We start from the raw sequence: 11,762 nt of genomic DNA, 5'->3' as shown, positions 1-11,762 counted from the left end.
GAGCCATTAGCTCAGTTGGTAGAGCATCTGACTTTTAATCAGAGGGTCGAAGGTTCGAATCCTTCATGGCTCACCATTTTCGCGGAAGTAGTTCAGTGGTAGAATACAACCTTGCCAAGGTTGGGGTCGCGGGTTCGAATCCCGTCTTCCGCTTTATTACTAAGGGGCCTTAGCTCAGCTGGGAGAGCGCCTGCCTTGCACGCAGGAGGTCAGCGGTTCGATCCCGCTAGGCTCCATCTAAATAAAAAAAGCTTACATCATACGATGTAAGTTTTTTTTGTGTTTAAAAAGGAAACTTTTATATTTATCATTTAAAATGAAGAAAACGTAAAAATAAGGGATGGGGGATAATTGTGAAAGTTGTTATTGCATCTGATTCATATAAAGAAAGCCTAAAAGCTATAGAAGTATGTGAAGCTATTGAAAGAGGTTTTAGAGCGATTTTACCTAATGCAAAGTATATGAAAATACCAATTGGAGATGGAGGAGAAGGGACGGTTGAATCGCTTGTTGATGCTACAGGGGGGAGAATTATATCAATTAGTGTGATAGGACCGCTTAGAGAAGGTGTACAAGCTTTTTATGGCATTTCTAAAGATAAAAAGACAGCGTTTATTGAAATGGCAGCAGCGTCAGGATTACAACACGTTCCAGTTGAAAAGCGAAATCCACTTATTACAACGACAAAAGGAACAGGAGAACTTATATTACATGCGCTAGATCAAGGAGTGGAGTACATAATTTTAGGACTTGGAGGAAGTGCTACAAATGATGGTGGGGCAGGTATGTTAGCAGCTTTAGGAGTAAGATTTCTAAATGACAAAGATGAAGTAATAGATCCGTCTGGAGGCACGTTACATTCGATTGTTGCTATTGATTTTTCACAAATGGATCCACGCTTAAAGGGGATAAAAATAGAAGCGGCATGTGATGTGGATAATCCATTAGTCGGAATGCAGGGAGCATCTTTCGTATTTGGGAGACAAAAGGGTGCGAATATAGAGATGATGAAAGAGCTAGATGAGAATTTAAAACATTATGCGACCATTCTTAAACGATATGTATCTTTTGATGTATCTGAAATACCTGGTGCAGGGGCAGCGGGAGGGATGGGAGCTGCTGTTATTTCAGTGTTAAAGGGAGACTTGCGGAGAGGCATTGAAATTGTATTGGATTATACAAATTTCGATAAACATATAGAAGATGCAAACCTCATTATAACTGGTGAAGGTAGAATAGATGAACAAACTGCATATGGAAAGGCTCCTGTTGGTGTTGCAGGGCATGCGAAACGGTTTTCTGTGCCTGTAATTGCTATTGGAGGATCTGTATCATGTGATTATTCAGCTGTGTACGAAAAAGGAATAGATGCAGTATTTAGTATTACAACGAGTCCGATGACACTAGAAGAAGCATATAAAGTAGCAGAAGAGAATATTGAAATGACAGCGAAAAATATTGCAGCAGTGTGGAAAATGGCGTCAGGAAAACACTTCTAAATGTAGGAGTGTTTTTTATTATTATTTAATAATAGTGATTGAAGTTATTTCATTAAGTTAACTTTATACATAGAACAGTTTTAAAATTTGGATTTTAACGTGGATATAAGTGAATAAATTGTATATCCATACAGAAAAATGTCGAGTTGAGTCAGACTATATAAAAGATTTAAAATATTTAGTGAAGGCATAAAAGGGGGATACTATCTATGAAAAAAGAAATCTCAGTTATTGGAGTTCCAATGGATTTAGGACAGATGCGTCGTGGAGTTGATATGGGACCGAGCGCGATTCGTTATGCAGGGGTAATTGAAAGAATTGAAGAAATTGGATATGACGTTAAAGATATGGGAGATATATGTATAGAGAGAGAAAAAGAAGTAGATGCGAATACAAAATTAAGAAACCTTACACAAGTTGCAACTGTATGTAATGAATTAGCAAGTAAGGTGGATCATATTATAGAAGAAGGTCGTTTTCCACTTGTATTAGGTGGTGACCATAGTATTGCTATCGGTACATTAGCTGGTGTAGCAAAACATTATAAAAACTTGGGTGTTATTTGGTATGATGCACACGGTGATTTAAATACAGAGGAAACTTCACCATCTGGAAATATTCACGGTATGTCACTTGCAGCAAGTTTAGGTTATGGACATTCTTCACTTGTAGATTTATACGGAGCATACCCAAAGGTGAAAAAAGAGAATGTTGTAATTATCGGTGCACGTGCGTTGGATGAAGGAGAAAAAGACTTCATTCGCAATGAAGGTATTAAAGTATTCTCAATGCATGAGATTGATCGTATAGGGATGACGGCTGTTATGGAAGAAACAATCGCATATTTATCTCATACTGATGGTGTACACTTGTCATTAGATTTAGATGGTCTTGATCCTCATGATGCACCAGGTGTTGGAACACCTGTAATTGGTGGTCTATCTTATCGTGAAAGCCACTTAGCGATGGAAATGTTAGCAGAAGCTGATATTATCACATCTGCTGAATTTGTTGAGGTAAATACGATTTTAGATGAGAGAAATAGAACAGCAACAACAGCAGTTGCTTTAATGGGTTCTTTATTCGGTGAAAAACTAAAATAAATGTAAGAAAAGCAACTGAGAAGTTGCTTTTTTTATTTGAAAATAGGCGTATAATAATGACTTATATTATACTGTACGATAATAATGTTTGACATCTTACCAATTTAAGCTAAAGGGGGGTTGTTTGTAATTGTTGTTTGTTTCATGTATGGTATAATTAACTAGTTGTTGGAAATACATACAGATAGAGCATAAAACAATATTTCAATATATGGATAGAATTGCTCGTAAGTAGGAGGAAGGGTTAGCATGCCTTTTGAAGATACGACCATTTTGAAATATCTTAGTACGGTATTAGATATTGCCGTTGTATGGTTTATTATATATAAGCTAATTCTCATAATCCGAGGGACGAAGGCTGTTCAACTTTTAAAAGGGATTACAGTTATTATTGTCGTTCGGATGATCAGTATTTTCCTTGAATTGCATACGCTATATTGGCTAACTGAACAAGTATTAACGTGGGGATTTTTAGCCGTTATTATTATCTTTCAGCCAGAATTGCGAAGAGCACTTGAGCAGCTAGGACGCGGGAGTTTATTTTCGCGTGTTGGAACTCATGAGGATGATGAACCTGAGATGGTTGCAACAGCGATAGCAAAAGCAACCGAATATATGGGAAAACGTAGAATTGGTGCATTAATTACTTTGTCAAAAGAGACCGGTATGGGTGATTATGTGGAAACAGGTATTCCGTTGAATGCAAACGTATCATCGGAACTACTTATTAATATTTTTATTCCAAATACACCTCTTCATGACGGAGCAGTAATTATGCAAGGAAGTACAATTAAAGCAGCAGCATGCTATCTTCCATTATCAGAAAGTCCGTTTATTTCTAAAGAATTAGGAACTAGACATCGTGCTGCAATGGGAGTTAGTGAAGTCACTGATAGTATTACAGTAGTTGTGTCGGAAGAAACTGGTCAAATTTCTTTAACGAAAAATGGCAAGTTGCATCGTGACTTGAAGACAGAACAACTGAAGGATATGCTGTTAGCTGAATTTAGTGGAAACGAAAAAACGACTTCTTCGTCTTTATGGAATTGGAGGAGAAAGCGTCATGGATAAGTTAATGGAGAATCATTGGTTTTTAAAAGGGATCTCATTACTATTGGCGTGTATGCTTTTTATGTCAGCGACGTTAACTGAAAAAAATACGACATCAGGTATAGTACCTTTCGCGAATGATGCGAAAGAAACATTAACTAATTATGGTATTAAGGTTAAGTATGATGAAGAGAAATATATTGTAAGTGGTATTCCGTCAGAGGGCGTTAAAGTGAAGTTAGAAGGCCCAAAAGCAGCAGTTGCTACAGCAAAAGCAAAAAAACAATTTGACATAACAATTGATTTACGAGATAGTGCAAAAGGAACTTATGAAGTTTCTTTAAAAACGAACGGGCTTCCAGATGATGTGAAAGGAACAGTTCAGCCGTCAACAATTAAAGTTACTCTCCATGAAAAGGCGAGAAAATATGTTCATGTAGATCTGAAATTATCAAATGAGGATCAGATGCCAGCGGGAGCTACTCTTGAAAAATCAAATCTTAAACCGGATACTGTTGAGGTAGTTGGGACGAAAGAAGAAATTGAAAGTATTTCATCTGCCAAAGCGTATGTTGATTTAAAAGGTGTTAATAAAACTGTTACAAAAACGCCCGAAGTTACATTATACAATAAAGAAGGAAAACGTTTAAATGTAAGAACAAGTCCATCTAAGATTAGTGTAACGTTGAATGTGGCAACGCAAACTACAGCCAATAATACTGAAAAAACTGTTCCTGTAACGTATACGAAAAAGGGGAGTTTAGCAGAAGGATTGGCAGTTACAAATATTAGTGTTGAACCGAGAGAAGTAACGATAGCTGGTCCAAAAGATATTTTGGATAATATACAATCGATAGAGGGGGTCGAAGTAGATCTTAGTCAATTGACAGAGTCTACAACATTCGATGCCTCTGTTTTATTACCCAAGGGTGTAACAAGTGCAAAGCCGAATCAAGTGAAAGTTTCGGTGGGAGTGCAAAAAACAAAACAAACGAAAACAAGAACGATTGATGGTATCCCAATCCAAAAAAATGGACTTTCTAAAGATGTTACTGCTCAGTTACTTTCGCCACAGGATGGAAAGATAAGTGTTGATATTTCAGGAGAAGCAAGTATAGTAGATAAAATAACAGCTGCTCAAATAGCAGCGGTAATTAATCTGCAAAATGTATCTCCAGGGACGAAAGATATTTCCATTCAAGTGAGTGGTCCTGGTAATATTTCGATAGAGTCAAAGCAAAAAAGTGCTAAAATTACTATTGTGAAGAAAGAAAAACCAGATAAAGAAGTACAGGGTAACGGTCAACAACCGGATTCAAACACCAATCAAGAAAATCAAACTGAGAAACCAAAAAATCCTGAACCTGATTCAGAAAAGGAACAGGAAAAGAATCAAAACCAAAATCAAAATCAAGATAAAGATAAAGAAACTAGTCAAGAACCAACAGTAGATAACCATAATCAAAAAGAGCAAGAAAAAGGAGCGAATCATAATGGGTAAATATTTTGGTACAGATGGAGTACGCGGAGTTGCAAATAAGGAGTTAACACCTGAATTAGCTTTCAAAATCGGACGTTTTGGTGGTTATGTATTAACAAAAGATACAGATCGTCCAAAAGTAATTATCGGTCGTGATACACGTGTATCTGGCCATATGTTAGAAGGAGCTTTAGTAGCAGGTCTATTATCAACTGGAGCAGAAGTAATGCGCCTTGGCGTTATTTCTACACCGGGAGTTGCTTATTTAACAAAAGCACTAGACGCACAAGCGGGTGTTATGATTTCTGCATCTCATAATCCAGTACAAGATAACGGTATTAAATTCTTTGGTTCAGACGGTTTTAAATTAACAGATGAGCAAGAAGCTGAAATTGAAGCTTTATTAGACAAAGAAGTTGATGAACTACCACGTCCAACAGGTACTAACCTTGGACAAGTGAGCGATTACTTTGAAGGTGGACAAAAATATTTACAATACATTAAACAAACTGTTGAAGAAGATTTCTCTGGCCTACATATCGCTTTAGATTGTGCACATGGTGCTACGTCTTCTTTAGCTCCATACTTATTTGCAGATTTAGAAGCTGACATTTCAACAATGGGGACTTCACCGAACGGTATGAATATTAACGAAGGTGTAGGATCTACACATCCAGAAGTATTAGCTGAATTAGTAAAAGAAAAAGGCGCTGACATCGGACTTGCTTTTGATGGCGATGGCGACCGTTTAATTGCTGTAGACGAAAAAGGAAACATCGTTGACGGTGATCAAATTATGTTCATTTGTGCGAAGTACATGAAAGAAACTGGTCAATTAAAACATAATACAGTTGTTTCAACTGTTATGAGTAACTTAGGTTTCTACAAAGCACTTGAAGCAAACAATATTACAAGTGATAAAACAGCAGTTGGTGACCGCTATGTAATGGAAGAGATGAAACGCGGTGGTTACAACTTAGGTGGAGAACAATCAGGCCATATTATCTTACTTGATTACATTACAACTGGTGACGGAATGTTAAGTGCACTTCAACTTGTAAACATCATGAAAATGACGAAAAAACCATTATCTGAGCTTGCAGGAGAAATGACGAAATTCCCACAATTGCTAGTGAACGTTCGTGTAACAGATAAAAAATTAGCATTAGAAAATGAAAAAATTAAAGAAATTATTCGTGTTGTAGAGGAAGAAATGAACGGTGATGGCCGTATTCTTGTTCGTCCATCTGGAACAGAGCCACTTATTCGTGTAATGGCAGAAGCACCAACACAAGAAGTTTGTGATGCATTTGTACATCGCATTGTAGAAGTTGTGAAAGCTGAAGTTGGCGCTGAATAATTAGCTGAATTTATATGAAAAAGGAGCACAATAAGTGCTCCTTTTTCATATGTTTTATAGACAATGAAAAAAATTTCATTGACGGTTTATCCATGTTTGTTATAAGATGGTCTTGTTCTTTTTCTCAAAGGAAATAATGTAAATTATAAAAGCGCCAGAACTACAAATAGTGTAGTTGACGAGGTGGGGTTTATCGAGATTTCGGCGGATGACTCCCGGTTGTTCATCACAACCGCAAACTGTTACTTAAATCATTAAGGTGACTTAGTGGACAAAGGTGAAAGTGTGATGAGAGAAGAGGAACGGATGAAAACTAGCTGTATAAGTATATACGGACTTAAACCCAATCGAGAGGAAGGTGAAAGCCGTTACAAGCTTACAGGGCTAGCAATATGTAATCCGTTTTTTAGTATAAATAAAAATGGTATCGGACTATGTCGTTACATGTTCGCAGAGCAGTGTAAGCATTTGTAACGGCGACTAAACATGTGTGGAATCGTAGGATTTATTGGAGAGCAAGATGCAAAGGAAATTTTATTAAAAGGTTTAGAAAAGCTAGAATATCGTGGATATGATTCAGCAGGTATTGCAGTACAAGCAGAGAACGGTGTTGTTGTATACAAAGAAAAAGGCCGTATCGCAAAACTTCGTGAAATCGTAGATGAGAACGTAGCAGCAAGCGTAGGTATCGGACACACACGCTGGGCTACACACGGTGTTCCAAGTAAAGTAAACGCGCATCCGCATCAAAGTACATCAAAACGCTTTACACTAGTTCATAACGGTGTAATTGAAAACTATGAATTAGTGAAAAAGGAATATTTACAAGATGTAACGTTCGTAAGTGAAACAGATACAGAGGTTATCGTACAGCTTATGGAACAACAAGTGAGCACAGGATTAAGTGTAGAAGAAGCGTTCCGTAATACGCTATCTCTTTTACATGGCTCTTATGCAATCGGATTACTTGATGCTGAAAATCCAAACATGATTTATGTTGCTAAAAACAAAAGCCCGCTATTAGTAGGTGTTGGTGACAACTTTAATGTTGTGGCAAGCGACGCTATGGCGATGTTACAAGTTACAGATCAATTTATTGAATTAATGGATAAAGAAATCGTAATCGTAACGAAAGAAAGTATTACAATTAAAAACTTACAAGGTGAAACGATTGAACGTGCACCGTTTACAGCGGAATTAGACGCAAGTGATATTGAAAAAGGAACATATCCTCATTTCATGCTTAAAGAAATCGATGAGCAACCACTTGTAATCCGTAATATAATTCAAAAGTATCAAGATGAAAATGGCGAAATTGAATTAAATCAAGACATCCGCAATGCGATTTTAGATAGCGATCGTATTTACATTATTGCATGTGGAACGAGTTATCATGCAGGTCTTGTTGGAAAACAATTTATCGAGAAGTTTGCAAAAATGCCAGTTGAAGTACACGTAGCAAGTGAATTCTCGTACAACATGCCATTATTAACAGAAAGACCATTCTTCATTTACATTTCACAAAGTGGTGAAACAGCTGATAGCCGTGCAGTACTTGTGCAAACAAATGAAATGGGCCATAAAGCATTAACGATTACAAACGTGCCTGGTTCTACGCTTTCTCGTGAAGCTGATTATACACTTCCGTTATACGCTGGACCAGAAATTGCGGTTGCATCAACGAAAGCTTACACAGCACAGCTTGCAGTGCTTTCAATCTTAGCAGCTGATATTGCTAAAGCAAAAGGTGAAGTTCTTGATTTCGACTTAACACATGAACTAGGACTTGTAGCAAATGCAATGATAGAACTTTGTGATCAAAAAGAAGAAATGGACGCATTAGCAAAACAATTTTTAGCAACAACGCGTAACTGTTTCTTCATCGGACGTAGCGTAGACTTCTACGTAGGACTAGAAGGTGCGTTAAAACTAAAAGAAATCTCTTACATCCAAGCAGAAGGATTTGCTGGAGGAGAATTAAAACACGGTACAATCGCTTTAATCGAAAATGGTACACCAGTTATCGCACTTGCTACACAAGAGCACGTAAACCTTGGAATTCGCGGTAACGTGAAAGAAGTAGTAGCACGCGGGGCTAACCCATGTATCATCTCAATGAAAGGCTTAGAAATGGAAGGTGACAGCTTCGTATTACCAGCTGTACACGAAGCATTAGCACCGCTAGTAGCAGTTATTCCATTCCAACTTATCTCATACTACGCAGCACTTCACCGCGAGTGTGACGTTGATAAGCCACGTAACTTAGCTAAGTCTGTTACGGTTGAGTAGGAGATTGGTAGATTAATCAATATAGTTGTAGCTTTAAAATAAATTTACGAATTTGTACCCCTTTAGATATTATATCTAAAGGGGTATTTTTATGTCGAAAAAGAATATCTAAAATTGATAAGTGGATAGTGGGAGATGGAAAGAACCTGACTAATGAAAGTTTTATTTTATCTGATTTGGAATAGAACTACTTTTGTTTATCTGAATTTTCCGTTATCATTTTAAGTATTCGTGACCGGTTTTCTTTATTATGACAAGAAGAGACGATAGATTCATGGACATTACAAGGGGGTATATTGATGAAAGTGAATGAAAAAACATATTTAAGTATAGAAGAGATTATTTCATTACCGGCCTTAACAAGTACAAATATAAGTGATGATGGCAACAACGTAGCGTTTGTTAAGAAGACGGCTAACTGGAAAGGCAATACATATAGGAATCATGTATGGATATATGAAAAAGAAAAGGGACAGAGTTATCTATTAACAAATGGAGATATAGAAAGTACATGCCCATTATGGTCTCCAAATTCTAGGGATATAGCATACCTTAGCCCTGTTGGTAATGGGAAAAATCAAATCTTTATTAAGTCACTAGATGGTTATGAAGGGGTGCAAATTACTGATGAGGAAGAAGGGATCAGTACATTCAAATGGGAGCCTACTGGTAAAGGTTTTTATTATGTTGCACAATCAAAAGAATGTGAGGAAATAAAGAAACGTAAGGAACAATATGGAGATTTTCAACATGTAGGCAAGGAACATCAGAATAATTGTTTATATTACATTGAAATAGAAAAAGTGATACAAAATGATAAAGAGGAACAAGAGGTTAGTGGTGTTTATCAATTAACTGATGGTAAGGATTTTTATATCCATGGATTTGATATTTCAGATGATGGGGAAAAGGTTGTATGTATGGCTACACCAAGCCTAAACGATCATATGAATGGTGATCTATACATATTAGATGTTGAAGCTAGGGAACTACAACAGATGAATGTAGATAAGTTGTTGGGCGGGAGCGTTTGTTTTTCTCCAGAGGGCAGCAAAATCTGTTACTCAGCAAGTATAAGAGAGAGGAATTACTATAAGAACCATATACAAGACAGTACATTAGAGATATATGATATGAATACGGGAGAGGTAATTCAACCTTTAATAAATTTTGATAGTACGGTTATGCCATTACAGTGGACGGCTAAAGGGATTTTAATTAGATGGCAGGATAAAACGAATTACCGTATTGGATTGCTATGTGAGAATGGCACTGTGGAAATGCTAAACGAACCAGTAGATGGGTTTATAATGGATGCCGCTATAACAAGGGATGGCAATCATATAACATATACTAAGGCTATAACAAATGAAACCTTTGAAATCTATTTTGATGATAAAAAAATAACGAATGAAAATAGCTTTTTCGAAGGAAGGCTTAAAAGTAACAGAGAAATCATCTCATGGCAAAGTAGTGATGGTCTTGAAATAGAGGGTGTTCTATCAACTCCAGTAGAGTTTGAGGCAAATAAAAAATATCCCTTATTAGTAGTAATCCATGGTGGTCCGAATTGGGCGTCCTTTCCGATATTTTCAGACTGTTTTAATGAGAAATATCCGATTGAACAGTTTATCGAAAAAGGCTTTATAGTTTTAGAACCAAACTACAGAGGAAGTTCAGGTTATGGTAATGAATTTTTAAAAGCAAACTATAGAAAACAGGGGATTGCTGACTACGACGATGTTATATCAGGAGTTGATAAATTAGTTGATCAAGGGATTGTAGATAAAGAGAGAGTAGGAGTTATAGGATGGAGTAACGGGGGATATATATCAGCTTTCTGTTCTACATTTAGTAGTAGATTTAAAGCTATTTCAGTTGGAGGCGGAATTACGAACTGGGGTACCCATTATGTAAATACAGATATCCCTTATTTTATTAGCATGTATTTAGGAAATACCCCATGGAATGATCCAGATATATATAAGAAGACATCACCAATGACATATATTAAATCAGCCTGTACGCCTACCTTAATCCAACATGGCGAAAAGGATGCAAGAATTCCAATTACAAATGCACATGATCTATATCAAGGATTAATGGATATGGAAGTTGATACAGAATTAATTATATTTAAAGGAATGGCATATAGTCCTAATCAGCCGGGAATGAATGAAGCTATTATGAAACAGAATTTGATGTGGTTCTCACACTATATTCTTGGAGAGAGTATGGAGGGTTTTAGGACTTTATAATGGATGTTTGTACAAGACATAAGGTTGAAACAGTCTTCATATTGAGATGATTTATTATAAAATATATACTTAAACTACTATCAGTACACACATCAGGGAGGACTAATATGACAGGAAATAAAAATGACTTACTAGTAGAAAAACGTGAAGAGTTATTGAAAGTATTGCAAGCTCGTTTTGAGAAAAACATGAACCGCCATGAAGGCCTTGAATGGGCTAAAGTTGAAACGAAGCTGACTACTAATAATGAAAAATTGTGGTCACTTAACGAAATGGAAGTAACTGGCGGTGAGCCGGATGTTGTCGGTTATGATGAAGAAAAGGACGAATATACTTTCTATGATTGTTCAAAGGAGAGCCCTAAAGGTCGTAGAAGTCTTTGTTATGATCGTGAAGCGTTAGAATCAAGAAAAAAACATAAACCAGAAAATAACGTTATTGATGTTGCAAATGCTATGGGCATTGAACTATTAACAGAAGAACAATATCGGGAATTGCAAAAACTTGGGGATTTTGATATGAAATCATCAAGTTGGGTACAAACACCTTCAGATATTAGAGAACTCGGTGGTGCTCTATTTTGCGATTATCGCTTCGGACATGTTTTCGTGTACCACAATGGAGCAGACTCTTATTATGCTGCCAGAGGTTTTCGTGGCTCGTTAAAAGTTTAAATTAGGATAAATAAGAAAAGAGCCTATACTGGTCTTATCCCTGTCAAGT

At 36.7% G+C, this 11,762-nt stretch carries 9 protein-coding genes and 3 tRNA genes; all 12 read left to right on the top strand.

Annotated features, from left to right (window positions below; all coding sequences use genetic code 11):
• The 12 genes from COK05_RS26795 (at window position 1) to COK05_RS26740 (ending at window position 11,713) form a co-directional block, all read left to right on the top strand.
• Window positions 1-76, top strand: a tRNA-Lys gene (locus tag COK05_RS26795).
• A gap of 5 nt (window positions 77-81) precedes the next feature.
• Window positions 82-153 (top strand) — tRNA-Gly (locus COK05_RS26790).
• A gap of 10 nt (window positions 154-163) precedes the next feature.
• Window positions 164-236, top strand: a tRNA-Ala gene (locus COK05_RS26785).
• 117 nt (window positions 237-353) lie between these two features.
• Window positions 354-1,499, top strand: coding sequence for a glycerate kinase (locus tag COK05_RS26780; RefSeq protein ID WP_098614962.1), 1,146 nt, complete (start codon window positions 354-356; stop codon window positions 1,497-1,499).
• 209 nt (window positions 1,500-1,708) lie between these two features.
• Window positions 1,709-2,602, top strand: coding sequence for an arginase (gene rocF, locus COK05_RS26775; protein WP_098614961.1), 894 nt, complete (start codon window positions 1,709-1,711; stop codon window positions 2,600-2,602).
• Window positions 2,603-2,851: 249 nt separating this feature from the next.
• Entirely contained in the window at window positions 2,852-3,673 is an 822-nt protein-coding gene (cdaA, locus tag COK05_RS26770) for a diadenylate cyclase CdaA (RefSeq protein ID WP_016084011.1), read from the top strand.
• The gene (locus tag COK05_RS26765; protein ID WP_098614960.1) at window positions 3,666-5,153 is read left to right on the top strand and encodes a CdaR family protein; all 1,488 of its coding nucleotides are present in this window, start codon (window positions 3,666-3,668) and stop codon (window positions 5,151-5,153) included. The genes cdaA and COK05_RS26765 overlap by 8 nt, the downstream gene beginning before the upstream one ends.
• Window positions 5,146-6,492: a phosphoglucosamine mutase gene (glmM, locus tag COK05_RS26760; protein WP_000521478.1), complete on the top strand. Its 1,347-nt coding sequence runs from the start codon at window positions 5,146-5,148 to the stop codon at window positions 6,490-6,492. Before COK05_RS26765 ends, glmM begins: the two co-directional genes overlap by 8 nt.
• A gap of 288 nt (window positions 6,493-6,780) precedes the next feature.
• Window positions 6,781-6,966 carry a hypothetical protein gene (locus COK05_RS26755; RefSeq protein ID WP_001206405.1) on the top strand — a complete coding sequence of 62 codons (186 nt, stop codon included), beginning with the start codon at window positions 6,781-6,783 and terminating at the stop codon, window positions 6,964-6,966.
• 12 nt (window positions 6,967-6,978) lie between these two features.
• Window positions 6,979-8,781: a glutamine--fructose-6-phosphate transaminase (isomerizing) gene (gene glmS / locus COK05_RS26750; RefSeq protein ID WP_098614959.1), complete on the top strand. Its 1,803-nt coding sequence runs from the start codon at window positions 6,979-6,981 to the stop codon at window positions 8,779-8,781.
• Between the two features lie 299 nt (window positions 8,782-9,080).
• Entirely contained in the window at window positions 9,081-11,039 is a 1,959-nt protein-coding gene (locus COK05_RS26745; RefSeq protein WP_141539272.1) for a S9 family peptidase, read from the top strand.
• A gap of 107 nt (window positions 11,040-11,146) precedes the next feature.
• Window positions 11,147-11,713 carry a DUF4256 domain-containing protein gene (locus COK05_RS26740; protein WP_098614957.1) on the top strand — a complete coding sequence of 189 codons (567 nt, stop codon included), beginning with the start codon at window positions 11,147-11,149 and terminating at the stop codon, window positions 11,711-11,713.
• Window positions 11,714-11,762 lie beyond the last annotated feature (49 nt).

Source organism: Bacillus cereus (assembly GCF_002567495.1).
Classification (GTDB): domain Bacteria; phylum Bacillota; class Bacilli; order Bacillales; family Bacillaceae_G; genus Bacillus_A; species Bacillus_A cereus_AQ.
The sequence above is the reverse complement of the archived record's forward strand: the minus strand, read 5'-3'. Positions and strand labels throughout refer to the sequence as shown.